This is a genomic window from Rhizobium viscosum, assembly GCF_014873945.1.
Lineage (GTDB): Bacteria > Pseudomonadota > Alphaproteobacteria > Rhizobiales > Rhizobiaceae > Rhizobium > Rhizobium viscosum.
The window spans coordinates 1,207,963-1,230,990 of sequence record NZ_JADBEC010000001.1; the positions used below are offsets into that span (position 1 = coordinate 1,207,963).

The 23,028-nt window shown below is 58.5% G+C and carries 24 protein-coding genes; 1 reads left to right on the forward strand and 23 read right to left on the reverse strand.

The genetic code is table 11. The annotated features are described in order from the left end of the window. Nucleotides 1-74: 74 nt before the first annotated feature. The 17 genes from fliQ to H4W29_RS06145 form a co-directional block, all read right to left on the reverse strand. Complete coding sequence (fliQ, locus tag H4W29_RS06065; RefSeq protein WP_007825014.1) at nucleotides 75-341, reverse strand: flagellar biosynthesis protein FliQ; 267 nt, start codon at nucleotides 339-341, stop codon at nucleotides 75-77. An 87-nt stretch (nucleotides 342-428) separates the two neighbouring features. Continuing rightward, complete coding sequence (gene flgD, locus H4W29_RS06070) at nucleotides 429-923, reverse strand: flagellar hook assembly protein FlgD (protein ID WP_192728128.1); 495 nt, start codon at nucleotides 921-923, stop codon at nucleotides 429-431. Continuing rightward, nucleotides 914-1,363 (reverse strand): flagellar biosynthesis repressor FlbT, encoded by a 450-nt coding sequence (flbT, locus tag H4W29_RS06075; protein ID WP_112541506.1) that lies wholly within the window; start codon nucleotides 1,361-1,363, stop codon nucleotides 914-916. The genes flgD and flbT overlap by 10 nt, the downstream gene beginning before the upstream one ends. Next, entirely contained in the window at nucleotides 1,360-1,707 is a 348-nt protein-coding gene (gene flaF / locus H4W29_RS06080) for a flagellar biosynthesis regulator FlaF (protein ID WP_029868528.1), read from the reverse strand. The genes flbT and flaF overlap by 4 nt, the downstream gene beginning before the upstream one ends. A gap of 36 nt (nucleotides 1,708-1,743) precedes the next feature. Continuing rightward, nucleotides 1,744-2,796, reverse strand: a complete 1,053-nt coding sequence (locus tag H4W29_RS06085; RefSeq protein WP_192728129.1) for a flagellar hook-associated family protein — start codon at nucleotides 2,794-2,796, stop codon at nucleotides 1,744-1,746. A gap of 3 nt (nucleotides 2,797-2,799) precedes the next feature. Next, nucleotides 2,800-4,254, reverse strand: coding sequence for a flagellar hook-associated protein FlgK (flgK, locus tag H4W29_RS06090; RefSeq protein WP_192728130.1), 1,455 nt, complete (start codon nucleotides 4,252-4,254; stop codon nucleotides 2,800-2,802). A gap of 19 nt (nucleotides 4,255-4,273) precedes the next feature. Beyond that, nucleotides 4,274-5,560, reverse strand: a complete 1,287-nt coding sequence (locus H4W29_RS06095) for a flagellar hook protein FlgE (protein ID WP_192728131.1) — start codon at nucleotides 5,558-5,560, stop codon at nucleotides 4,274-4,276. A 127-nt stretch (nucleotides 5,561-5,687) separates the two neighbouring features. After that, nucleotides 5,688-6,359: a transcriptional activator Rem gene (gene rem, locus H4W29_RS06100; RefSeq protein WP_113432395.1), complete on the reverse strand. Its 672-nt coding sequence runs from the start codon at nucleotides 6,357-6,359 to the stop codon at nucleotides 5,688-5,690. Nucleotides 6,360-6,639: 280 nt separating this feature from the next. Further along, a complete protein-coding gene (locus H4W29_RS06105) occupies nucleotides 6,640-7,203 on the reverse strand; it encodes a lytic transglycosylase domain-containing protein (RefSeq protein ID WP_192728132.1) in 564 nt (187 codons plus the stop codon). Further along, nucleotides 7,145-8,593, reverse strand: coding sequence for a flagellar hook-length control protein FliK (fliK, locus tag H4W29_RS06110; RefSeq protein WP_192730679.1), 1,449 nt, complete (start codon nucleotides 8,591-8,593; stop codon nucleotides 7,145-7,147). Before fliK ends, H4W29_RS06105 begins: the two co-directional genes overlap by 59 nt. A gap of 4 nt (nucleotides 8,594-8,597) precedes the next feature. Further along, nucleotides 8,598-9,896 (reverse strand): chemotaxis protein MotC, encoded by a 1,299-nt coding sequence (gene motC / locus H4W29_RS06115; protein ID WP_192728133.1) that lies wholly within the window; start codon nucleotides 9,894-9,896, stop codon nucleotides 8,598-8,600. Nucleotides 9,897-9,900: 4 nt separating this feature from the next. Next, entirely contained in the window at nucleotides 9,901-11,169 is a 1,269-nt protein-coding gene (locus tag H4W29_RS06120; protein WP_192728134.1) for a MotB family protein, read from the reverse strand. Continuing rightward, nucleotides 11,166-11,804, reverse strand: a complete 639-nt coding sequence (locus tag H4W29_RS06125; protein ID WP_192728135.1) for a hypothetical protein — start codon at nucleotides 11,802-11,804, stop codon at nucleotides 11,166-11,168. Before H4W29_RS06125 ends, H4W29_RS06120 begins: the two co-directional genes overlap by 4 nt. Nucleotides 11,805-12,000: 196 nt before the next feature. Further along, nucleotides 12,001-12,954 carry a flagellin N-terminal helical domain-containing protein gene (locus H4W29_RS06130; RefSeq protein WP_192728136.1) on the reverse strand — a complete coding sequence of 318 codons (954 nt, stop codon included), beginning with the start codon at nucleotides 12,952-12,954 and terminating at the stop codon, nucleotides 12,001-12,003. A gap of 290 nt (nucleotides 12,955-13,244) precedes the next feature. Beyond that, nucleotides 13,245-14,153 carry a flagellin N-terminal helical domain-containing protein gene (locus tag H4W29_RS06135; RefSeq protein WP_192728137.1) on the reverse strand — a complete coding sequence of 303 codons (909 nt, stop codon included), beginning with the start codon at nucleotides 14,151-14,153 and terminating at the stop codon, nucleotides 13,245-13,247. A 253-nt stretch (nucleotides 14,154-14,406) separates the two neighbouring features. Next, a complete protein-coding gene (locus H4W29_RS06140; RefSeq protein ID WP_192728138.1) occupies nucleotides 14,407-15,315 on the reverse strand; it encodes a flagellin N-terminal helical domain-containing protein in 909 nt (302 codons plus the stop codon). Between the two features lie 280 nt (nucleotides 15,316-15,595). Continuing rightward, a complete protein-coding gene (locus H4W29_RS06145; RefSeq protein WP_192728139.1) occupies nucleotides 15,596-16,501 on the reverse strand; it encodes a flagellin N-terminal helical domain-containing protein in 906 nt (301 codons plus the stop codon). A 401-nt stretch (nucleotides 16,502-16,902) separates the two neighbouring features. On the opposite strand from H4W29_RS06145, the gene H4W29_RS06150 reads away from it, so the two are divergent. Further along, nucleotides 16,903-18,822, forward strand: coding sequence for an O-linked N-acetylglucosamine transferase, SPINDLY family protein (locus tag H4W29_RS06150; RefSeq protein WP_192728140.1), 1,920 nt, complete (start codon nucleotides 16,903-16,905; stop codon nucleotides 18,820-18,822). 103 nt (nucleotides 18,823-18,925) lie between these two features. Here H4W29_RS06150 and fliP read toward each other — a convergent pair whose 3' ends face one another. Genes fliP through flgA form a run of 6 tightly spaced genes read right to left on the reverse strand, consistent with a single transcriptional unit; the run spans nucleotide 18,926 to nucleotide 23,022 of the window. Next, nucleotides 18,926-19,663, reverse strand: a complete 738-nt coding sequence (fliP, locus tag H4W29_RS06155; RefSeq protein ID WP_007816083.1) for a flagellar type III secretion system pore protein FliP — start codon at nucleotides 19,661-19,663, stop codon at nucleotides 18,926-18,928. Beyond that, on the reverse strand, nucleotides 19,660-20,163 hold the full coding sequence (locus H4W29_RS06160; RefSeq protein ID WP_192728141.1) for a flagellar basal body-associated FliL family protein: 504 nt from the start codon (nucleotides 20,161-20,163) through the stop codon (nucleotides 19,660-19,662). The genes fliP and H4W29_RS06160 overlap by 4 nt, the downstream gene beginning before the upstream one ends. 12 nt (nucleotides 20,164-20,175) lie before the next feature. Next, a complete protein-coding gene (gene flgH / locus H4W29_RS06165) occupies nucleotides 20,176-20,889 on the reverse strand; it encodes a flagellar basal body L-ring protein FlgH (RefSeq protein ID WP_183748968.1) in 714 nt (237 codons plus the stop codon). Then, nucleotides 20,886-21,425: a MotE family protein gene (locus tag H4W29_RS06170; protein ID WP_192728142.1), complete on the reverse strand. Its 540-nt coding sequence runs from the start codon at nucleotides 21,423-21,425 to the stop codon at nucleotides 20,886-20,888. The genes flgH and H4W29_RS06170 overlap by 4 nt, the downstream gene beginning before the upstream one ends. Next, nucleotides 21,422-22,543 carry a flagellar basal body P-ring protein FlgI gene (locus H4W29_RS06175; protein ID WP_192728143.1) on the reverse strand — a complete coding sequence of 374 codons (1,122 nt, stop codon included), beginning with the start codon at nucleotides 22,541-22,543 and terminating at the stop codon, nucleotides 21,422-21,424. Before H4W29_RS06175 ends, H4W29_RS06170 begins: the two co-directional genes overlap by 4 nt. Then, nucleotides 22,540-23,022 (reverse strand): flagellar basal body P-ring formation chaperone FlgA, encoded by a 483-nt coding sequence (gene flgA / locus H4W29_RS06180; RefSeq protein ID WP_192728144.1) that lies wholly within the window; start codon nucleotides 23,020-23,022, stop codon nucleotides 22,540-22,542. Before flgA ends, H4W29_RS06175 begins: the two co-directional genes overlap by 4 nt. Nucleotides 23,023-23,028: the final 6 nt, after the last annotated feature.

Below are 23,028 nucleotides of genomic sequence, written 5' to 3' on the forward strand. Positions count from 1 at the left end.
ATGAGAGGAGGCGAACATCGGAGTCCGCCCAGTTCGGATCGACAGTTAAATGGCGAAGCTTGCGCGAAGTTGGCTCAGAAGCCGGACTGGATTCGCGAGAAGACCAGATTGGTAAAAATGGAAATCTGGGAGCCCACGAAAGGGGCAGAAATACCGACCGTCACCAGAACGGCGACGATCTTCGGGACGAAGGTGAGTGTCGCTTCCTGCACTTGTGTGAGCGCCTGGATCAGCGCGATCACGAGACCGACGACCATCGCCGCAATGACCGCAGGCCCCGCGGCAACGAGAACGGTCCAGATCGCAGCCTGGAACAGGTCGAGTGCATCAGCTTCATTCATCGTCAGGCAACCTCATATCGCCTTGAAAGCGGTCAGCCCGGCTTAGCCGGACTGGTATTTTGTGGCCTCATCCAAACAAATTGGGCGTTAGACGCCATCCGTTTCATCGGTGCCGGAGTCATCTCCGGATCCATCCGAATCGCTGTCGTTATCCGCGGTTTTGGTCGGCGCCGAATCGGAAAGCGAGATACCTGCCTGAATGAGAATCTTACCGCCATTGTCGAGCGTTGCAATGAGGCCGTCGGAATAAACCTTGACGGATTCGACCATGCCCTTGGTCTTGCCGTCGGCGCTTTCCATGTACTTGCCGACATAGGCGCTTGCCTGGGTCAGGCTGGAGCTCGTCAGCAGCGTGTCAAGCTTCGAGTTCGTCTGGATCGTCTGCTCGACCTGTGAGAAGCTTGCGAGCTGCGACATCTGCTCGCTGGCATCCATCGGATCGGTCGGATCCTGGTTTTTCATCTGCGCGACGAGCAACTGAAGGAAGTTGTCGTAGTTCAGCGTGGCCTTCTGCTGCGCGGTATTGGACGAGCCATACGTGCTGCTGCCTCCACCTACGCTCTGAGTTCCATCTACCGCCATGGTGCGATCTCCCTGCGAATCTGCTCGACCATTGTCGGGGGCAACTCGTGATTGTTGAGAATGCCGTCTTCGATCGCGTAGAGACCGCGGATCGCCTTCAGCGCGTCGAAGGCGCGGCCGGTCGAAACGAGTGCGTCGATACGCTTCAGCTCGGCGAGGATTTCCTCGTTCTTGAAGCAGGTGAGCAGCATCGTGATCGACTTGCGGAACATCGCCGTCGAATGTTCCTTGCCCTCGGGATTGATGAGGATCATCTGGGCAATGAAGTAGAGCTGGCGAAGCGGCGTGGTCGCGCCTTCCGGCTGAAGCACGTGATTTTCGAGAAGAAACGTCACATCATTCAGGAATTCCAGTGCGACCTTACGGTCGACACGCAGGACAGCGCCGTTGATGAAGATTCTTTCTCCGGCTTTCAGAGAAATGCGAAGTGTACTTTTCATTTAAGTCCATCCCTGATGATGGTGGTAACGTCGATGATGCCCTGGTAGTTATTCGACTGACGTTTTCTAATTCGGTCGCATTCTTTCAATATCCAGATTGCAATCGAGATGAGGTTGGCCCTGAGCTCGACTTCCAGCTGGTTGTCGGGATGTTTCAAATCCTCGATGAAGCTGATCCACACTCTTCTTGTATAAAAGAGAGCTTCAATAGACTCCCGGCTGTACTTCTCTTTGTCGCGCGCCACCGAAAGCAGTTCGATCGAACGTTCGAGAACCTGCCATTCCCGCTCTTTCGCGTCGGCAACCGAGTCTTGCATGACCTCGGCATAAGAGAACTGATACATTCATGCATCCTTCTTTATATTGCGCGCCTTTGATCATCAAAGGTAGTTCACGAGGCTCAACTGCTGGATCTTCGATACGATCGTGTAAGCGGTTTCGAGCTGTGTTTCCAAAGTCTTGACAAGGGTCGAGGCCTCATAGGGATCGACGCCCTGGATATCGACGAGCTTGGTCTGCATGATATTTGCCTGGGCATCGAGGGCGTCATTCGCCTTCTCGACACGTTCCTGTGACAGACCAAGCTGACTGCCCTGAGTGACGATACCCGAGGTGGCTCTAGTCGTATAGGTGATCGCCTTTGAAGAAACCGCGCTCATCGCGTCCGTGCTGAGGTTCTGGCCCATCAGCGCAGAGGTCACTACTGTCGCCAGAGCGAAGTAACGCATGCCCTCGGAATTGGCATTGGTCGAGGATTCAACGACTTCCGAATTGCTGATACGGCTCGTCATGTTCTGACTGGACGCCTTGGACCAGCCGGTGGTCGGATCCGTCCAGGCAGCTTCGCTGAACATCGGCTCGACCGTAGTCTCGATAAAGGCCTTCATCTCAGCGCCGGTGAGCTGGTTGACCGGCTTCGGCGTCGGCAGGGTTGCCGCATAGTTAGTCAGAGCTGTCACGATCGCTGCCGAAGTCGCGGCCGTCTTATCCGTCAGCGGCTGGATGTCAGTGTTGATGCCGGCGAAGAGGTATTCGCCATTCACCATCGAGTTCGACGTGTCCATCATCGTGGAGAGCGCGCTCGTGGCCGACTGGATTGCGACGGTGATGCTGCCCGGATCGTGGCTGCTCTGTAGGGCGGTCAGCTTGGAGAGGAAGCTATCGCCCGCCTTCTTCATTTTATCGAGCCCGGTTTGAGCCGATTCCATGCGGGCGTCGACGAGAGCATTGCTCAGCTTGATCGATTTGATACGGTCGACTTCGCGCGTGAAGTCGATGCTCTTGGCTGCATAACCCCCAAGCGACACACCAATATCAGCGTAGGTGCCGGTGGTCGCTTCCATCGTCGCCTTCGTCATCTGGTTCTGCGCCTGGCGGATCGTCAACCGCATGGCGTTCTGGATGGCCGAACTTGAAATAAATGAGCTCTTCATGGCTTAACTCGCAATATCCAGCAATGCTTTCAACATTTCATCAACGGCGTTCAAAATCTTGGTCGCCGCCTTGTAGGACTGCTCTATGTCGAGAAGGAGCGTCAGTTCCTCATCGAGGTTGACGCCGGTTTCGTTGGAATAAGCTTCATCGGTTCGTGCTGCGGCAGCCTGGGTATTTTCCGCCGCGGTCGTCGCGTTGCTGCGGTTCTGTTCGAGCCAGCCGATAGAATTGGTGGCAAAGGTCAGGATGCTGACATTGGTGTCCAGACCGGTATTCGGATCGAATGGAATCCCCGAATCCATCGACGTATAAAGACGGTCGAGTTCCGCGGTATAACCGCTCGAACCCGTCGGGTTCGCGGCCGTGCTGCTCGCATTGATGTTTCCGTCACGCAACCGCATCGGATCGCCGCCCTTGGAGGTGACGACACGGTCGTTGATCGCAATCGTTCCGGCGATGCCTTTGATGACAGTACCAGCCGGCGGAACCCCGCCTGCAGTGCCGGTCGTCGGGTTTGTCCAGACGAAGAGGCCAGGATTGCCATCCTCCTGGTAAAGGTTCACAAGGCCGCGAGCGACTTCATCAAGCTGGCTCTGGAAAGTCGGTGCGATATCGTCGCGGATCTGCAGAAGCGAAGCCAGGCTACCCTTCGCATTGGTCGTCGAGCCCGAGCCCATATTGACGGCCACACCATCGACAAAGACCTTTTTGCCGACTGTGTCAGCCGCATAGGACTGCGTCGGCTCGAAGCTGACCGTGCGCGGGATCGTCTCGAACAGCGTCGTGCCGTCACCTGTGTAGAGCACCATATCGTTGTTAGCGCGTGTCGCTGTAGACACGCCAACGATCTGGTTAATCTGCTTGAGGACCTTTTCACGCTCATCGAGAGCGCTCGAAGGATCCTCATCGCCTGCCGTTGCCTTCTTGACCGCGTTGTTGGCCGTCTCGAATTGCTTCAAGAGACTGTTCAGCGAGTCGACCTGGTTCTTGATCTGCTTGTCGGCATCTGCACGCTGCTGCTGCACCGCCTTGGAGGCATTGTTCAGCGAGGTCACGACGTCCTGTGCTGCCGTAATCGCACCCTGGGCAGCAATAAGATCGCCCGGGGTGGCGCGGAAAGTGCCGAGCTTGTCGCGAAAGGTGCGGAGGGCAGTTTCAGGCGAAGTTTCGTTATCGTTGCCACCCATGATCGACTTCAGATCTTCAAGGCCGCTCAACAGGGTCTGCTGAGCGCTGTCCTGTGAGGACGCCTTGAGATACTGTTTCAGCAGCGCATCTTCCTGTGCGCGGCTGATCTTGACCACCTGGGCGCCGTTCAGCGAGGTGGTGAGCATCGCCTGCCGGCGCACATAGTCCTTGTTGCCGGCATTCGAGATATTGTTCGATACGATGCTGCTCTGCGCGCCCGTATTGTTGAATATGCTCTGCGCGGTGTTAAGTGCTGAAGTGAGCGACATGGCTTACCCGTTACCCTTATTAACGCTTGAGGTTGACGAGGACGTCCATGAGATCGGAACCCGTCTGGAACACCTTGGAGTTGGCGGTGTAGCTGCGCTGGGATTCGATCATTTCGGTCAGTTCGCCGGCAAGGTCGACGTTCGAGCCTTCGAGAGCGCCCGACTGGATCTTGCCGAAGCCGCTGGTCTGCGGGAAACCGGTGACGGTCACGCCCGATCTGCCGTTGGCCGAGTAAACATTGCCGGACATCAGCGTCAGCAGGTCCGGGCTCGGAACGTTAGCAAGCGGGATCTGGAAGACCGGCTTGGTGCTGCCGTCATCATACTTGGAATACACGATACCATCAGCATCGATGGTGATATCGACCGGCGAATTCGCGCCCTGGCCGTCGACGTTACCTGTACCAGAAAAATTGTCGCCAACCTGGGAAAGATCGAGCTTCATCTTAATGGTGAGGCCCGTCTTCGGATCGACGATGTTTGTCGTCGACGGAGCCGCCGGGACCGTCATCTGGCCTTTGTCATTGAACTCGATAGTGGTGACATTGACCGCCGGAGACGTATAGGGGAACGAGCTCGTGCCCGTCGTCGCCTTGTCGGCATTGCGGTAGACTGCCATTTCCCACCGGGTCGTGCCCGCTGCAGGATCGGGAACCCTCGTGTAGTAGATGTCGTACATCACCTTACTACCGAGCTTGTCGTAGGTGACCATCGAGTATTTCTGTGTGTCGGAACTCACCGTAGCGGAGTTTGCGCTCGGCAGGTTGGCCGGAGCCGTCACAATCTTTGCGCCGGGCTTCAGGTTGCCGGTCCAGGTACCGTTTGCGGTCGGAACGGCTTCCAGCTTCTGGTCACCGAGGACGTTGATCGGAACGAGACCATCAAATCCGTTGACGACGACTGCCGGAGCCGAGGAACCCCACGGATAGCCCATGAGCGTGAAGCCGGCCGAGTTGACGAGGTTGCCGCTGTCGTCCTTCGTAAAGTCGCCGGCGCGCGTCAGGACGGGAACGCCATCGCCGCCCTGGACGATGAAGAAGCCGTCGCCGGAAATTGCGAGGTCATAACCGGAGGTCGTGTAGGAAATGTCGCCCTGGTCGGAAACAGCCTGGCGAACCGTCGTCGTCACGCCGCCCGAGTTGTAGTTACCGGAGCCCGATGGCAGGACCAGCGACGAGAACGCGGTCGAAACTGCCTTGTAGCCGCTGGTGTTCACATTCGCGATATTATCGGAGACGGTGCTGAGGCGGTTCGCCTGCGCGTTCATCCCCGATACTGCCGTCTTCATGCTGCCGAAAATGCTCATCTGAAAACCTCGTTTTACCTGTTAAGTGCAACAGTATTTGGCGGGCCTTGCGTGAAGCTGTCTGTTGTGCCGGGTCGCCGATCGAAATATTCCGGCTTTCCCGCGCGGCACGACCCGCGCCGAAAAATCAATTCCAATCAATGCAATAGCCAAGGAAACGCTTGGAATCGACCGGATCGACACCGAGCTTCTTGCGCAGCTTCTTGCGCAGCTTAGAGATGTGGCTTTCAACGACGTTTTCTTCGACTTCCTCGTCGAAAATGCCGTAGATCGCATTGAAGATCTGGGTCTTGGTGACGCGACGGCCGCGATTGGCAATCAAGTATTCGAGGATGCGGCGCTCGCGGCGCGGCAAGGCGAAAGTTTCGCCGTTGATTTCCGGATCGCGCCCGTCGGAGAAGACGCGGATGGCGCCGATGTCGGTATAGTTTGCGATCGCCTTCAGGCGACGACGGATTGCAGCGGCGCGCGCGAGAATCTCACGCGGATGCACCGGCTTGCGTACAACGTCGTCCACGCCGCAGTCGAAAAGGGCAAGCGTGTTTTCGAGCGACGGCTGGTCGCTGACCGCGATCACGGGCGCCATCGAGCGATCCCTGATCGCACGCGGCAGTTCCATGGCGCGCTGTCCCTGGCCGATCAGGAATGCCTCGACCGCAGCGATATCTGAATCAGCCGCTGTCTGCACCCATTCGCCGAATTCATTGGGATCAAAGCCGGTTGAGGGAATGCCCTCACGGCCAAAGAGAGAAGTGTAACCATCCTTCACGAGCTCACGCTCATCAACCACTACGATCATTCGTCCGCCTCCGAATCAGTGTGGCACATCGATGATCTATGGATACGAATCGCGCGAATCAGCGGCTACTCGTGAAAGTTAATGGCGGAAATTAATAATTGATTAAGAATTGGGTACCGATTTGATCTACATATAGTAGGTCGATCACGTTATGCACACAAAAATTTCGTGGAAAAGTTAACGCTCGCTTAATTACGCCTTGCAAGCAGGAATCGCGCCGGATTCTCGCCACACTTTGACACAGTTCGGTCATAATTGGTGAATTCAATTATTAATTGAATTAATTTCCGCAGAAATTACTCGCATTGGGAGTCCACTTGCCGTAGCCGGTGGCGACCAGATTTGCGATGACGCGGCAGACATATTGCTTCTGCGCCGGATTGTTGTTCGGTCCCGCGTGGTATCTGGCTACCGCCATCGTCCACGTTTCGTGACGGTCGTGCAGGTTGCGCAGGAACTTCGCGGCATATTCCACGTTGCGGTGAGGATCGAACATTTCCTCCACGGAGCTGAAGTTCTCGCCGTGGAAATAGTGATTGATCTGCATACATCCGATATCGATAAGCTTCGCACCGCCCCTGCTGGCGGTGTCGAATTGCCGCAACGCGGCCTGCTCTGAAGCTGGAAACAGAGCCTTGCCCTCGACGTTCATCGCATAGGGATAGAGCGATCCCTTGCGCCCGGTTTCCGTCAAGCCGACCGAATAGAGAATGCCCTCAGGGATTCCGTATTTGGCCGCAGCAGACTGGATCTCGCGCTCGCAGGCGCCTGTGGAGGCGGATGCGCTAGAGGTAAACGCTGCCAGGGCGGCTGCCGCCAGCGTCGACAGCAGAAGCGTTCTCAACACCGTTGCCGCTCGCACCATTGAAGCCTCCATCCGTCTGCCGCGCTGTCTGGTTCTGGCGCTCGCGCGCCTCGCCGCCCTGGCCTTGCTGGGCGAGCGACTGTTGCTGCTGCTGGGAAGCCTGTCCCTGGCTGTTTGCCTGATTGCCGGCATCAGCTCGCTCTACTGGGGCCATGCTGATGGTCACGTTATCGACCGCATAGCCCTGGCTGCGCAGCGCCTCGAGGATCTTGCCGTGATCTTCCTTGAGCTGGCGATAGGCCGCGCCGGTCTCGACCTTGAGATCGACGTTCAGCGTATCGCCCGACAGACGCATCGTGGCCGTGACGAGACCAAGATCGATCGGGCTCATCTGGATCTTGAGAGTGTTCACCACCTTGCCGGTGCTCGTCCATTCGGCGGCGTTCGACAGAGCAGAACTCGGCTGCATGGCCTGCGCCCATTCCTTGTCACCCGAAAGCGCTGCTGTCACGTTTGCGGAATTCGGGTTCTGAACAAGACCGAGATAGCGACGTGATTCCAGAACGGAGACATTTTCGACGCTCGACTTTCCCGACTTCTCGCCGGGTTGCTCGGCACCGATATGCATATCCATCGACTGGCCGCGGCCATCGGCGCGGCTGATCCTGAACGTCTTGCCTTCGACGCCTTCGGCATTCTCCGTTCCCGGCACGCGCGCGTCGTTGCCATGCGAGGCAACGGCTGCCAATGCATCCGACACATGCGCATCAGCCTTGGTACCGTTTATGCCTTCATCCTTGGCGTCTTTCTTGCCGGCCGTAGCGTCATCCGCCTTCGCGACGGCATGATGAGCAGAAGCCTGCAGAACTGCCGCGGTATCACCGGGCTCCTTCTTCAGCAGGCCGAGAACATCGGTGATATCGCCATCGCCGGGCTCCGCGTCCGCGCCTGCATCGACAGTGGCGTCGCCGCCAAGCGCACTGGTCTTGACCTGCTTGCCAGGCTTGCCCACTGCCTGAGCAGCGGTCTCGGCTACCTGATCCTTGCTCCCCGACTTGCCCAGTCCAAACGCACCTGCGTCCTTGTCCCTGTCCCTTACAGACTTCACAGGCATCTTGCCGGTGTTTGCAATGGTTTCAGACTGCACGTCCACCTGTCCCTGGAGCGAGGCGTCGTTCAGATCGATCAGCGGCTTCGGATTGCGGCCGCGCAGATTCTGCGCCACGGTCTCGGCACCGTCACTGGCGCCCTGCTGATCGGCCGTATCGACGGTATCCGCATCCTGATCATTGTTGCCGGCCTTGGAGAGGACATCCGAGAAGCCGCCATTCTGATCCGCAGCCTCGCCTTTACCGGTCCCCCGACCGGATCTTACGGACGCAGACGCATCCGTGCCGGGCGCTCCGCCCGAGACGCTGATATCCATCATCATCTTACTTGCCTTCTTGGGCCAGGAGACCGTCGATTTCGTCGAGCTTGGATCGATTGGTCGTCACGAAAGAGGTGAATGAAGGGTCGACATCCTGGCCTCCCGTGCCAGCAGAAGCCTCACCTTCGACAACAGGTTCCTTGGAGACGCCGTGCGCTCCTTGCGGCTGCGCAGCCGTGGGGGCTGCAGCCTGTTCAGAAGTAATTTCTTGATTAGTATTATTAGGGGTGGAGCCTTGCGTCAGGCTTGCCGGATCCGGAGCCCTCAATATCTGCTCGGCAACAGAGCGTGCGGCTGCTTGCAACGCCTGGTCCTGCGGCGAGAGCGACGCACCGGAGATATTGGCGATATATTTGGCGGCCTGGTCAATATCGTCGGTCGGGACGTTCGCCATGCCATTATAGAAATCGGCCAGCGGTCCGAACGGATTGTCCGTCCCCTCGCCTAGCGACTGAACGCGCTGGGCAGCCATGCGGGCGAGATCGGGCTTTCCGGCAATCGCGGCGGCGCGCGCGACGCGCAGGTAGACCTCGCGCTGACGCGGCGCGTCCATGAAGGACAGGATATCGACGACCGTCTGCGGATCGACATCGTGATCGTGGCTGACGATCAGCTTCACGAAAAGATCTGCGAACTGGCTGGCATAGGGCGAATGGAGGAAGCGGCGGACATAGCGTTGCGAATAGGCAAGTCCCTTGTCGACCTGCCCGGTTTCCACACAGATGGCGACCGAGCGGCGCAGTGCCGCCTCCTCGATGATCGTGCCGGGTGCATTGAGCCGCGCCCTGTCATACAGCGTAAGAGCGTCCACTGGCTTCGTGGCGATTAGCACATTGCCGCCGATCAGCGCCAGATACGGGCCGATCTTCTTGCCCTCATATTCCTTGGCAGTCTCTTCCAGCGTCTTGGAAACGAGCAGGCCCTTGCCGCCCAGATATTTCCGCAACACGTCGGTAACGCGATTGTCGAAGTAGCCGTTGACGTCATGGGCGGCTAGATATTCCAGCGTCTGAGGATTGCCGCCGCTCATCACATAGATCAACGCGGCATCGACATTGCGGTCGTCATCGTAGACGGACGGGTCGACGTTGCGCAGGCGCTGATCGATCTTGCCAAGCATGAAGCGCTGCATTTCACCGGCGGAATGATCGCCGGCTACAACCGAGTCCTGAACGAACTGCAGGGAGCGCAGCATCTTGTACGGCGCAAGATCGTCCGCATCCGCGGCATGACCGACGGCGGGCGACATCATCGCCAGGCCGAAGACCGCATATCTGAAATAGCGATGCTGCCTGCGCGTCATGCGACTATCCTTGATCTGCCTGCACGAGAATCTCGATCCGGCGGTTCGACGCGTTATAGGGATCCTCGGGCAGCTTCAGGCGACGGTCGGCGAAGCCGGAAACCTGGGAAATTCGCTTCTCATCGAGGCCGCCGCGAACGAGCATGTAATAGGCGCTCTGGGCACGGTCCATCGACAGACGCCAGTTCTCATTGAGATCGCCCTTGAACTGCCGTCCGTCCGTGTGACCGCGAATGGCGACGGCGCCGCCCCTCTCCTTCAATATCTCGCCGATCTTCTGCATCGCCAGGACCATTTCCTGGCGCGGCACGGCAGAGCCGATGTTGAACATGGAGTCGTCGTTCTGGTCGGAAATGCTCACCAGCAGGCCGCCCTCGGACGCGGTCACCGTCAGACCCTCGGCGAGCTTGCCGGCGACGCCCGCGATCTGCTGTGCAATCTCCTGCTGCAGTTCCTCGGCCTGCTGCTTGTCTTCGGCTTGCTTAGCCTCTTCCTTTTTGTCGGCGTCCTTGGTCTTGTCCGCCTGCTTGTCTTTGGACTTGTCCGCCTGTTTCTCTGTCGAAGCGGCGACGGCAGCGCTGTTGGGATCCTTGCTCAGCAGAGTAGAGGGCTGGGTATTCTCGGCCTTGGCAAGCTCATTCGGTTCAGCCTGCGAATCGAGCGGCGAAGGCTGCTGCGGCTTTCCGGCGGTGGTAACTTCGACCTGCTTGGTCCAGAAATCCGGATCGAAGGGGTCGCGATAGGCTTCGCCGCCATCGGCACCGGTCGCCGGGCCCGAATCCGCCGCACCGCCGTCGCCCTTGGCGCTGACATTTGCCTGCTGGCCGACCTCCTGGGCGATCTCGGCGAGAACCGAATAGGGGTTTTCGAAGAAATCGGCCTCCGAATAGTTGGTCTTGTCGCCGGAGGTTGAAGTCTGGTCTTCGCCATCGGCCGCAGACTTACCCTGGTTCGGGTTCTCTTCCTTATTCTTCGACTTTTCCTGATTCTGTTCGCCTTCAGCCTGGTCAACGGGCTTCTTCAAGCCTTTTTCCGTCGGCTTTTCATCAGAAAGCTTGATCGGGTTGAAATAGGTCGCGATCGAAGCCTTGGTTTCCTCATTGGCAGCGTTCACCAACCACATGACCAGGAAGAAGGCCATCATTGCCGTCATGAAGTCGGCATAGGCAATTTTCCATGCGCCGCCATGGGCGCCGTCATGATCTCCACCGCCATGTTTCTTGACGATGATGATCTCGTTCTTGCCGTGGTGGTGGTTTTCGCCGTCGCTCATTCGGAAACTTTCTTCAAGCTAGCCGCCCAGGCGGAAATTCGGGTCACGAGCACGGTTTCGCCAATCTCGGCAGCAAGGTCGACCTCATCAGCCTCATTGTGGCGAACCAATGCGGCATGCTCTCCAAGTTCATCCTTGAGGATATCGAACAGCTTGGCCGGACCACGCACGACGATCGGCGCCGCCGCGCCGTCGAGGATCGCCTCCCGCAGCAGGACGGCAAGATTTTCGGTCGCTTTCTTTGCAAGTGCTTCGGTCATGATCGGCGTGATGGCCGCCGCGGTCACTTCGCTGACGAGCGTGGCAATCTCTTCGGCCATGTCGCGGATACGCGAAGCGATCACTGCCGCGGCCTCAATCTCGTAGCGAAGTTTCAACTCCTCGATCTCGCGGGCATGCGCTTCGGCCGCGGTCTGGGCTTCGTCTTCGTATTTTTCGGTCAGTTCGACGGTTGCTGCCGTGAAGCCTTCGGAATAGGCCTCGCGCCGCTCCGCCTCGACGTCGATTTCGGGCTCTTTCGGCAGCTCGGCAAAAGCAGAGGCGGTTTCGGCCGAGAAATCATCCACATCGATGATCGGTGCCGAGGGACTCGGCTCACCGAAATCCTTCAAATACCGGGAAAGCATAATGCTCATAAAAAACCGTCCAGTATTCGGGAAGCACGCGGCATGCCCCCACTTGAAAAATGACCATCGTCCTTGCCGGCATGCCGTTCCGGTTCGGGAGAGGCTCAGGGCCTGTCGCCGGCATGGATTCGGACGCTGCCTTCATGCCGGAAACTAGAAACCCAAACTTGCGCGAGGATGAATGGTGCCGCCCCCGCGCCGATCATTATTCAAGCAGGATGAGAATTTTACTGGCGGAGGTGTTCAGAATGGAGATCGCTTCAACAGCCATCTGCTTCTGGGTTTCGATAGCCTTCTGGCGGGTCGAGGCCTCGTCCATGTCGGTGTCGACGAGGGCGCCGACGCTCTTGTCGACAGCGTCGGACAGGTCTGCGGTATAGTCGATCTGATCGTCGATGCGGGCCTTCATGATACCAATCCCTGCTGCCGAATTCGTAAGCTGCTTCAGGATGGCGTCGGTGGCCGTCAGCATATCCGTGAGCTGCGAGTCGGTGGTCGACTTGCTGATGGAGATTGCCGTGCCGGTCGCCGGCGTCGCGGAGTTCGCGTTCAGGAGATAATAATTGCGCACCGGCGTACCGTCGGCATTGCCGTTGACATCCTTAGTGAAGAGGCCGCCATTGGCATTGTTCCTGTCTATCAGAATGGTCTGGGACGACGGAAAGTCGATGGTCTGCGCCTGATATTCGCCTGTCGGGGCGCGCACGAAACTGCCGATGATCGTCCACTGCGGGGGTGCCGCAGGCTGGCCGTTCAACAGCCAGTTTTCGCCGGCGAAGGCTGTTCCTTCGACCATCGTCTGCAGCTGGTTCTTGTATTCGGTGATTTCCGCGTTGATCTTGTCCTTATCGGCGCCCGGCTCACGCGCGGCAACCAGCTTGGCTCTGAGATCACCGAGAAGATCGATGGCGGAGTTCATCGCCGTATAGGTCGAATCAACTTTTGCTGCGCCGAGGCCGAGCGCATCGCCGATGGTGCCGAGATTGGTGCTGTCGCCCCGCATGACGCTCGCGATCGACCAATAGGTCGCATCGTCGGCCGCAGTCGCGACCCGCTTTGCGGTAGAAATCTGCTGCTGTACGTCGGTTGATTCTTTAGTGATGCTGCGCAGCACTGCCAGCGCACTCACCGCGGCCGCGTTGGTAATCTTGACGGTCATCGACATGGTCTCGGAAAGGTGAAGGGGCAGGCCGGTTTTGCCGGCAGCGACTGAACTGGCTTCATGCCGCCGGGCGGGTTTCCCTACACCGGTGCGTCGCAAAACAAATCAACTTCCGGCAACGTTAACCCGATATCAACCACTTTCGCAAGAGCTGAAACGGGGCCCGAGCAGCAGAAACGACGTTCTTGCAAATCATTGAAAAAAAAGAAAAACCGCGCCGAAACGGCGCGGTTTCCAAGACGCCACGAATTCGCGGCACAAGGTTTGGTCCAGCTTCAGCCGCGGCCTTAGCTGCGGAAGAGCGTGAGGACGTTCTGGGCGCTGGAGTTTGCAATCGAGAGCGACTGGATTGCCAGTTGCTGCTGCGTCTGCAATGCCGTGAGCTTGCTTGATTCCTCTTCCATGTCAGCGTCGACGAGACGGCCGACACCTGAGTCGATCGAGTCCCCAAGGGCCGCGACGAAGTTCTCCTGCAGCTCGATGCGGTTGGAGATGGAGCCCAGCTGAGAAGCTGCCTTCGTCATTGCCTCCAGGCCCGATTCGATTGCCGTCAGTGCCATAGCGATTTCCGCCTGACCGAAGGAGGTGATGTTCATCGTGTAGATCGAACCGATCGTGCCGTTGGAGGTGCCGATGATGCCGGTGCTCGAATCGATGGTACCGGTCGTGGTCATGCCGAACAGGACGTTACCGTTGGAGGCCGCGTTCAGGACATAGTCGGTCGTCTTGACCGAGACATTGCCGTTGCCGTCGCGGACGAAGGTGGAAACGACGCTCTTGGTCGTGTTGCCGGCAACCCAGTTTTCACCGGAGAAGGAAGCCGACTGGGAGATGCTCATGAGCTGAGCCTGGAGCTGGCTGATTTCTTCCTGGATCTTGGTCTTGTCGACACCCTTTTCAGTCGCGGCGACGATCTTGGACTTGATTTCGCTGACGACATCGATGGCGTTGTCCATGGCGGTGTAGGCCGTGTCGACCTTTGCGGCACCGAGACCGAGAGCGTCGGAGACTGCCGAAAGGGCCTTGTTGTCCGAACGCATGGTCGTTGCGATGGACCAATAAGCTGCGTTGTCTGCTGCCTTTTCAACGCGATAGCCGGAAGATACGCGATTTTGAGTATCCTGAAGATTATTGCTGATACCACGGAGGGTCTGCAGAGCGGCCATGGCCGCTACGTTGGTCAAAATGCTTGTCATGAAATGATTGCCCCTTGTTGGCAGACGTTAAAATAAAGGGACATTCCGGATAGCGACCGGGAACGACGATCAGCCTTCATGCCTGTTAACCCGTTCTTAAATTTGGTTAACTCGCCGTCTCGTTGAGACGCAGAAAACAGCAATATGGTTAATCAATCGTTAACGGAAATTAAAAAAGCCGCGCTCCATCGAAGCGCGGCTCGATTTGTATAGGTCCCGCCGGTTACCCGGCGGGTTATGTTTCGCGATCCTATCAGCCGCGGAAGAGCGACAGGATGTTCTGCGAAGAGGAGTTGGCGATCGAGAGCGACTGGATCGCGAGCTGCTGCTGCGTCTGGAGAGCAGAGAGCTTGGAGGATTCTTCTTCCATGTTGGCGTCGACCAGGCGGCCGATACCGGAGTCGATCGAGTCGGAGAGCGAGTTGACGAAATCGTCCTGCATGTTGATGCGGGTCGAGATCGAACCAAGCTTTGCACCGGCAGAGGTCATGGCCTTCAGGGCGTTTTCGACGTTGGTCAGAGCTTGACCGAGGTCGCCGAGGGTCATGTTGGTGATGTCGAGCGAGTAGACCGAGCCGGCCGAGCCGTTGGCAGTGCCGAGGATACCCGTGGAGGTGTCGACCTGGCCACCGCTCATGCCGAACATAACGTTACCGGCCGAGCCGTTGTTCAGGACGTAATCGGTCATCTTGACGGATACGCCGTTCGAGCCGTCACGAACGAAGGAAGAAACAACGCTCTTCGTGCCGTTAGCGCCAGCAACCCAGTTTTCACCGGAGAAGGAAGCCGACTGAGCGATGCTGACGAGCTGGTCCTGCAGCTGGTCGATTTCTTCCTGAACCTTCTTCTTGTCGACGCCGTTTTCGGTAGCGGCAACGATCTTTGCCTTGATTTCGCCGACGACGTCGATAGCGCTGTCCATGGCGGTGTAGGCAGTGTCAACCTTGGCAGCGCCGAGGCCGAGCGCGTCAGAAACAGCCGAGAGGGCCTTGTTGTCCGAACGCATGGTCGTTGCGATCGACCAGTAAGCGGCGTTGTCAGCAGCCTTGCCGATGCGGAAACCGGAGGAAACATGGTCCTGGGTTTTCTGCAGGCCCTGGTTGATGCCACGCAGCGTCTGGAGAGCTGCCATTGCTGCGTTATTGGTGTTGATGCTCGTCATAGTTTTCTTGCCCCTTTTGGCAGATTTGAAGAAGGGACATTCCGGATTTGGGCCGGCCCACAGCGATCAGCTTCATGCCTGTTAACCATTCTCGTTAGGGTTAACTCGCCGTTTCGATGGCCTTAGAAAACAGCAAGATGGTTAAGGAAAACTAAATTCAAAAGAGAAATTTTGTAAAAATATCTGATACTTAGAAAGGTTTTCATTAACCGAAAATTAAAACATTCGAGGCCGGGAGTTACCCGGCCTCGACGTTTTTCGCGATGTGGCTGGACCGCTCTTAGCGGAAGAGCGACAGGATGTTCTGCGAAGAGGAGTTGGCGATCGAGAGCGACTGGATCGCGAGCTGCTGCTGCGTCTGGAGAGCAGAGAGCTTGGAGGATTCTTCTTCCATGTTGGCGTCGACCAGGCGGCCGATACCGGAGTCGAGCGAGTCAGACAGAGCGTTGACGAAATCGTCCTGCATGTTGATGCGGGTCGAGATCGAACCAAGCTTTGCACCGGCAGAGGTCATGGCCTTCAGGGCGTTTTCGACGTTGGTCAGAGCTTGACCGAGGTCGCCAATGGTCATGTTGGTGATGTCGAGCGAGTAGACCGAGCCGGCCGAGCCGTTGGCAGTGCCGAGGATACCCGTGGAGGTGTCGACCTGGCCACCGCTCATGCCGAACATAACGTTACCGGCCGAGCCGTTGTTCAGGACGTAATCGGTCATCTTGACGGATACGCCGTTCGAGCCGTCACGAACGAAGGAAGAAACAACGCTCTTCGTGCCGTTAGCGCCAGCAACCCAGTTTTCACCGGAGAAGGAAGCCGACTGAGCGATGCTGACGAGCTGGTCCTGCAGCTGGTCGATTTCTTCCTGAACCTTCTTCTTGTCGACGCCGTTTTCGGTAGCGGCAACGATCTTTGCCTTGATTTCGCCGACGACGTCGATAGCGCTGTCCATGGCGGTGTAGGCAGTGTCAACCTTGGCAGCGCCGAGGCCGAGCGCGTCAGAAACAGCGCCGAGGGCCTTGTTGTCCGAACGCATGGTCGTTGCGATCGACCAGTAAGCGGCGTTGTCGGAAGCCTTGCCGACGCGGTAACCCGTGGAAACGTGGTTCTGCGTGCTGTTGAGGCCCTGGTTGATGCCACGCAGCGTCTGGAGAGCGGCCTGGGCGGAATTGTTCGTGTTAATGCTCGTCATAAGTGTGTCCCCTAGAAAACTAGATACAAAAAAGGAGGACATACCGGACTATGAATACCGGCGATGACGGACCAGCTTCATGCTACTCGGTGCCTTTGTCTCTTGGCCCAAACCCGTCATGTCCAGCGCAATCTCGCAGCCAATGCTTGCCAACTTCTTAAAAGCGGAGTTCCTCGCCAAGCCGCTCCAGTTGTATAGTTAACGTTGTTTGAATTCTGCTTTGAAGTGTCGGCTTTTCTCGGAAAGCGAGTATTCAACCGCACCGGTTTCAAGCAAGCTTCGAATGCCAGTATGGCAAAAGCCGGGATAGTATCGGAGGGTAACCTGCATTCTGCGGGAGCCTGATTGCTTATCCCGTCGATCACATTTCATGCCGGAACATTTCCTCACGGAGTTAGGTTTTGAACAGCAAAGTTTCGTTCTCGGCGGCATCCCGGGATTATCAGGCGGGCCGCTATACACAGTCCCTCGCGACGCTCAACCAGCTCATCGATACCCAAAAGGATGCCAAGACTTACGCTCTCCTGGCCAAGAACCTGCTGCAACTCGGCTTCAAATCCGACGCGGCCAAGGCTTATGGCCTGGCGGCCGACTGCGCACCCCAAGGCGCCTTCGAATTCCTGAAGATTGCCGCGAAGCTGCATCTGGAGGCCGGCAACGAGGACGACGCCCTGCTGATCGCGATGCGCAATCTCGGCAAGGCGCAGGAGGATGCGGAACTCGCGTTCATTATCGCGACGATCTATGTACGGCGGCAGCGACGGGATCTGCTGCGCCCCTTCAAGAAGATCCTGTCCGAAAGCATGAACCCGGATCATATGCGTCTCGCCGCGCTGCTGCTCAGTGACGACCTCATGGACGAGACGAACCAGCAGCTCGCCCGCAACCTCTTCCGGCGCTTCCCGGGCAACCTCGCCTTCCGTTTTCTGTATCTCGTCTGCGTGCGCGAATTCAACGAATTCGATGAGGCGAACAAACATCGGGCGCCTATCGACGCCGCCCTTGCCAAGGGCGAGGTCGATACGCTGAGGAAGGACAACCCGTTCTATCATCTGCATTGGTGCGGCAACGAGGATTTCAATCGCTATGCGACGATCGGCACGCAGCCGCTGGACCCGGTGCGCGTGGCTTATCGACGCGGCCTGCCGCATACCTGGTCCGATAAGATCCGCATCGGCTATATGTCCTCCGACTTGTGGGACGGTCACGCGACGATGAAGCTGCTGCAGCGGGTTCTCGAGCTTCATGATCGCAACCGGTTCGAAATTACGCTCTTCGATCACACGCAACCCGAGTTTCTGGAGAAGAACGTCACCGATCGCAGCCGGTGGGGCAAGATCGTCGATACATACGGCCTGTCGGACGCAGCTGTCCTGAATGCCGTTCGCGCCCAGAACATCGACATCATGGTCGACCTCAAGGGCCACACCTCAGGAAGCCGCGCCTCGTCCTTCAACCAGCCGCTGGCACCGATCCAGGTGGCCTGGCTGGGTTTTCCTGGCAGCACGCTCAATGTCGACCTCGACTACGTTATTGGCGACCACTCGGTGCTGCCCGACGTGGCCAAGCCCTTCTATCACGAGAAATTCCTGCGCATGCCGGAAAGCTACCAGCCGAACGACCCGGCAAACCGTCCCCGGCCAAAGCCGGTGACGCGCGAGGAGCTCGGCCTTCCGGAAGACGCCTTCATTTTCGCCTCGTTCAACGGTAACCGAAAGATCACTTCCGAGGTAGTCGATAGCTGGTGCAGGATCCTCAAGCGCGCACCAAACAGCGTGCTTTGGCTGATGGCAAATACGCCTCGCAACAAGGACAACCTGCTGCAACGCTTCCAGGCCAACGGTGTCTCAGCGAAGCGGATCATCTTCTGCCCGCGTGCGCCCTATGAGCTGCATATTAGCCGCCAGCAGGCAGCCGATCTCGGTATTGATACTTTCCCGGTCAACGGTCACACCACCACCTCGGAACAGCTATGGGGTGGTCTGCCGGTGCTGACGATGAAAGGCACCAATTTCGCCTCGCGCGTCAGCGAAAGCCTGCTGAGGGCCATCGATCTGCCGGAACTCGTCGCCGACGACCTCCAGGCCTATGAGGATCTCGCCGTCGAGCTCGCGCTCAATCCCGGACGCGTCGCCGACTATAAGAGCCACCTGAAGGAAAAGCGCTTTATCGCGCCGCTCTTCGATGCCGAACGTTTCTGCCATCATCTGGAGCACGGCTACGAGCTGATCATCGAGCGGCGGAAAAACGGCCTCACCCCTGATCACATCGACGTTCCGGCCCTGCCGCCGCGCACCGAGCCTTTCGGCTCGAACGATTGAGGCTGTCATCATTACAAACACAAAGCCCGCCGGTGCGATCCGGCGGGCTTTGTGTTCGTGAGAAAGGGAACGCGGCGACTGACCGTAAACCAGTCCTTGCCCGTCAGCTGAAGGAGCGCACGAGACTGCCGACGAGAAGGTTCCAGCCATCGATCAGCACGAAAAAGAGGATCTTGAACGGCAGCGAGATCGAGGTCGGCGGCAGCATCATCATACCCATTGCCATGGTGATCGTCGCAACGATCAGGTCGATGACGAGGAAAGGCAGGACGATAAGGAAGCCGATTTCGAAACCGCGCCGAATCTCCGAAATCATGAAGGCGGGGAGCAGGATACGATAGTCGATGGGCTCGGTCGTCTGGATGTTCTGGCCACGCTCGCGGGCAAGGTCGGCGAAGAGGGCCAGATCCTTGTCGCGCGTATTGGCCGACATGAACGTGCGGAACGGCTCGGCGATGCGCTGAACTGCCGTTGCCTCATCGATCTGGTTGGCAAGCAGCGGCTGAACGCCGTCCTGCCAGGCCTTATCGAAGGTCGGCGACATGACGTAGAAGGTCATGAACAGCGAAAGCGAGAGAAGGATCATGTTCGAGGGGGTCGACGACAGGCCCATGCCCGAACGCAGGATCGAAAAGGCGATGATGAAGCGCGGGAAGCTCGTCACCATGATGAGGATGCCCGGCGCGACCGAAAGCACGGTCAGAAGGCCGAATGTCCTGATGATCCAGGCGGCGACGGAGCCGTCGACCGGGATATTCAATAGGTCAGTCGGCAGCTGCTGGGCCACCGCCAGTTCCGGCACCGCCATCATGGCGGCAAGGAAAACTATGAGTCGAATCATTCGATGACAAAGGTCCTGAACATGACCTTCGATACGCGCCCTTGAGAGCGAAGGTCAACACGTTCCTGGATGTCATCCTTGAGATATTGAAAGCCGCGTGGCCCTTCGATCTGCTGAAGGGAAATGGTCCTGACATAAGCGAGGATATCCTGGTGAATATCCTCGGCGACCTTGACATCCGGCGGCCCGTTGAACATCAGCGCCACCTCGAGTCGGATCCAGTTTTCCGAGGGATAAGCCAGGTTCGAAGTAACCGGGTCGAGCACGACGATGTTGTTGGCCTCGGTGGCGATCTTCGGCAGGCCGCCTTCGGCCTTCTTCTTGGCCTCGGCCTCCTTCGCCTGTTCGGCTTCGGTGGCGCTGCGGATATTCGGGGCCACCATGTTGCCGACCGCCCAGCCGCCGCCGGCGCCGACCAGCGTCAACACGGCGAGGCCGATGATCGTCATCACCATGCCGCCCGACTTCTTTTTGCCTTCGCCTGTTTCGTTGTCTGCCATCTTGGTTCAGCCTCAAAGCGGCGAGAAGAGATCGACGGCCTGCTGGCCGCGCGGCGGCTGCTGCACTTCCATCAGGCGGCCGCGACCACCGTAGGAAATACGGGCTTCGGCGATCTTGTCGTAGGAGATCTGGTTGTCGGAATTGACGTCCTGCGGACGTACGATACCGGCGACGTTGAGGATACGCAGTTCCTGGTTCAGGCGAACTTCCTGCGAACCGCTGATAACCAGATTGCCGTTTTCGAGAATGCCGGTCACTACCGCAGCAACCAGAAGGTTGAGCTTGTCGGTGCGCTCGATCTTGCCCTTGCCGTCCGTGCTCGTGTCGGAACCGTAGGTCAGATCCGTCTTGGACTGCGGGGTCCAACCGAAGACCTGGGCGTTGACATCCCAATTCATGCCGCTCGAATTCTTGCGGCTGCGATTGGTCTCGTTGTCGAAGGATCCCTTGTCGTTGATCTGGATATCGACCGTCAGGATATCGCCGACGTTGAGCGCGCGCGCATCCTTAAAGAGCGCGGCCTGCGAATCGCTCCACAGCGAATATCCCTGGGCCACCGCGCGCGGCTGCTTCGGATAGAGCCCCATCTGCGGCGTCTGGCCGTAGGCGAGACCGCTGCCGATCGGGCTCATGGCAGGCGCGCGGCCGATCTCGTTGACTGCCGTGGACTGGCAGCCGGCAAGGAGGGCGACAGCGGCGATCACAGCCGGTAAACGCTTATTCATGAAGGATCCTTCGAGGTATTGGGATCAGACGCACTTGCTATAATGCCGGCGATGGTTGCGGCCTTGGTGGAATCCATCTCGTTCAGGATCAGGCTGGACTGGCGCGGCCCGAGCCGCATGATGACGGCGGCGGCCAGTTCGGGCCTGACGTCCTGCAGTTGCAGGGCTGCAGCATCCGGCTTCATCTTCTTGTAGATATCCGTCAGGCCTGCCTCGGCCTGCTTGAGGAAATCATCACGCCGCTTCAGCCAGTCCTGGTATTCGGCCTTGCGCTTGTCCATCTCGGCAACGCGGCTGTCGATATCGGCGCGCAGCTTCTCGAGCTCCTGTTTCTGCAGGAGATAGCGCTGATCACGGGCCGGATCGGCAATATTCGTGCAGAACTGCTTGACCTCGTCCGTCGAGGTAATGTCGCCTGCCGGCGCCACTTCCTGGGCGAAGGCGCCGGGAATGGAAAGCAGCACGAGGCCTGCGGCCGGCAATGCCAGCCGGCGCAACAGTTCGACGATCGGGTTCTGGTTCGTGATCTCGCTCATTGCAGCACAAGCTCCGCCTGCAGGGCGCCTGCAGATTTGATGCCCTGGAGAATGGCGATGATGCCATCCGGTTTGACGCCGATATTGTTGAGACCGGCAACGAGGGTGCGCAGGTCAGGACCGTCGATGATAGCGACTCGTCCGCCCGTTTTCTGCGCCTGGATATCCGTCTGCGGCTGGACAGCGGTCTCACCGCGCGAGAAGGGCTCCGGCTGGATGATCTGCGGCGTTTCGGTCACCTGCACGGTCAACGTGCCGTAGCTGACGGCGACTGGCGAGACGCGAACGTCCGAGCCGATGACGATCGTGCCGGTGCGTTCGTTGATGACGACCTTGGCCGGCGTGTCGGTCTCGACCACCAGATTTTCGAGATCGGCCATCAGGCGCGTTAGATCTGCTTCGCGCGGCTTTTCGATGACGACTTCCTGTGAATCCTTGGCTTCCGCGACCGGGCCGCCGAAGCGTGCCTTGGCGTAGCCGTTGACGATATCGGCAATACGGATCGCGGTGGAGAAGTCCGGGTTGCGAAGCTGCAGGACGAGATTGACCGAATCCTTGAAGCGGGACGGCAGTTCGCGCTCGATAATGGCGCCGCCGGGCACACGACCGGCCGTTGTCACACCTTCGGTCACGGTCGCGGCCTGCCCCTGCGCCTGGAAGCCGGAGACGATGACGGCGCCCTGGGCGACGGCATAGATCTGGCCATCGGCGCCAGACAGCGAAGTCATGATGAGCGTGCCGCCACGCAGCGACGTCGCATCGCCGAGCGAGCTGACCGTCACGTCAATGCGGCTGCCGGGGCTTGCGAAGGGCGGCAGGTTGGCGGTGACCATGACGGCCGCCGTGTTCTTGGCATTCGACTGGCTGCCCTGCGTGGAAATGCCGAGGTTCTGCAGCATCGCGCGCATGGATTGCTCGGTGAAAGGCGAAGCACGGAAACCGTCGCCGGTGCCCTGCAGGCCAACGATGAGGCCGTAACCGATGAGCTGGTTGTCACGGCCGGCCTGCAGCGAAGCAATGTCCTTGATGCGGGACGTCAGCGCCCAGGCGGGCGCGACATCGGTCAGACTCATCGCCAGAACCGCGATCAGGCTCAGAATGCGAAAGAAGAATTTCATTTTGCCCTCACATGGACCGTGCCGTCAGCGAGCACGGTGCCGCTGACGATGACGCCGGAGTCCATATTGCGTGCACGGATCATCTGGCCGGTCGCACCATCTTCAAGAGGCGATCCGGCAGCGGAAATGGTCATCTGGCCAAGCTGGAAGACCAGGCGGATATTGGAACCGCGCGTGACCGTATAGGGCTCGCGCAGGGCGGAGATCGAAATCGTCCGCCCCGGCAGGAGCGTGCGCTTGGAAACCAGCCCCTCGACCTGGGAGATCGACTTTGCGTAATCTCCGGCGAGGTTGGGATTGGTGACCTCGACTTCCTGAAGCTGAGCGCTCGAAATCGTGTCGCCGGGATAGATGATCGTCGTCGGGACGACGGCATAACCCATGCCGGCATCCGCTGCGGCCGGCATGACCATGCCAGCGATTGCGATCGTGGCCGCAGCCACCCATCCTTGGATGTGTCCTGCCCGGCGAAACATCATGTTCGG

Excerpts from the sequence above, each read along its gene's own strand:
- fliQ (WP_007825014.1), bottom strand. The coding sequence starts at position 341 with ATGAATGAAGCTGATGCACTCGACCTGTTCCAGGCTGCGATCTGGACC.
- flgD (WP_192728128.1), bottom strand. The coding sequence starts at position 923 with ATGGCGGTAGATGGAACTCAGAGCGTAGGTGGAGGCAGCAGCACGTAT.
- flbT (WP_112541506.1), bottom strand. The coding sequence starts at position 1,363 with ATGAAAAGTACACTTCGCATTTCTCTGAAAGCCGGAGAAAGAATCTTC.
- flaF (WP_029868528.1), bottom strand. The coding sequence starts at position 1,707 with ATGTATCAGTTCTCTTATGCCGAGGTCATGCAAGACTCGGTTGCCGAC.
- H4W29_RS06085 (WP_192728129.1), bottom strand. The coding sequence starts at position 2,796 with ATGAAGAGCTCATTTATTTCAAGTTCGGCCATCCAGAACGCCATGCGG.
- flgK (WP_192728130.1), bottom strand. The coding sequence starts at position 4,254 with ATGTCGCTCACTTCAGCACTTAACACCGCGCAGAGCATATTCAACAAT.
- H4W29_RS06095 (WP_192728131.1), bottom strand. The coding sequence starts at position 5,560 with ATGAGCATTTTCGGCAGCATGAAGACGGCAGTATCGGGGATGAACGCG.
- rem (WP_113432395.1), bottom strand. The coding sequence starts at position 6,359 with ATGATCGTAGTGGTTGATGAGCGTGAGCTCGTGAAGGATGGTTACACT.
- fliK (WP_192730679.1), bottom strand. The coding sequence starts at position 8,593 with ATGATGGATATCAGCGTCTCGGGCGGAGCGCCCGGCACGGATGCGTCT.
- motC (WP_192728133.1), bottom strand. The coding sequence starts at position 9,896 with ATGACGCGCAGGCAGCATCGCTATTTCAGATATGCGGTCTTCGGCCTG.
- H4W29_RS06120 (WP_192728134.1), bottom strand. The coding sequence starts at position 11,169 with ATGAGCGACGGCGAAAACCACCACCACGGCAAGAACGAGATCATCATC.
- H4W29_RS06125 (WP_192728135.1), bottom strand. The coding sequence starts at position 11,804 with ATGAGCATTATGCTTTCCCGGTATTTGAAGGATTTCGGTGAGCCGAGT.
- H4W29_RS06130 (WP_192728136.1), bottom strand. The coding sequence starts at position 12,954 with ATGACCGTCAAGATTACCAACGCGGCCGCGGTGAGTGCGCTGGCAGTG.
- H4W29_RS06135 (WP_192728137.1), bottom strand. The coding sequence starts at position 14,153 with ATGACAAGCATTTTGACCAACGTAGCGGCCATGGCCGCTCTGCAGACC.
- H4W29_RS06140 (WP_192728138.1), bottom strand. The coding sequence starts at position 15,315 with ATGACGAGCATCAACACCAATAACGCAGCAATGGCAGCTCTCCAGACG.
- H4W29_RS06145 (WP_192728139.1), bottom strand. The coding sequence starts at position 16,501 with ATGACGAGCATTAACACGAACAATTCCGCCCAGGCCGCTCTCCAGACG.
- fliP (WP_007816083.1), bottom strand. The coding sequence starts at position 19,663 with ATGATTCGACTCATAGTTTTCCTTGCCGCCATGATGGCGGTGCCGGAA.
- H4W29_RS06160 (WP_192728141.1), bottom strand. The coding sequence starts at position 20,163 with ATGGCAGACAACGAAACAGGCGAAGGCAAAAAGAAGTCGGGCGGCATG.
- flgH (WP_183748968.1), bottom strand. The coding sequence starts at position 20,889 with ATGAATAAGCGTTTACCGGCTGTGATCGCCGCTGTCGCCCTCCTTGCC.
- H4W29_RS06170 (WP_192728142.1), bottom strand. The coding sequence starts at position 21,425 with ATGAGCGAGATCACGAACCAGAACCCGATCGTCGAACTGTTGCGCCGG.
- H4W29_RS06175 (WP_192728143.1), bottom strand. The coding sequence starts at position 22,543 with ATGAAATTCTTCTTTCGCATTCTGAGCCTGATCGCGGTTCTGGCGATG.
- flgA (WP_192728144.1), bottom strand. The coding sequence starts at position 23,022 with ATGATGTTTCGCCGGGCAGGACACATCCAAGGATGGGTGGCTGCGGCC.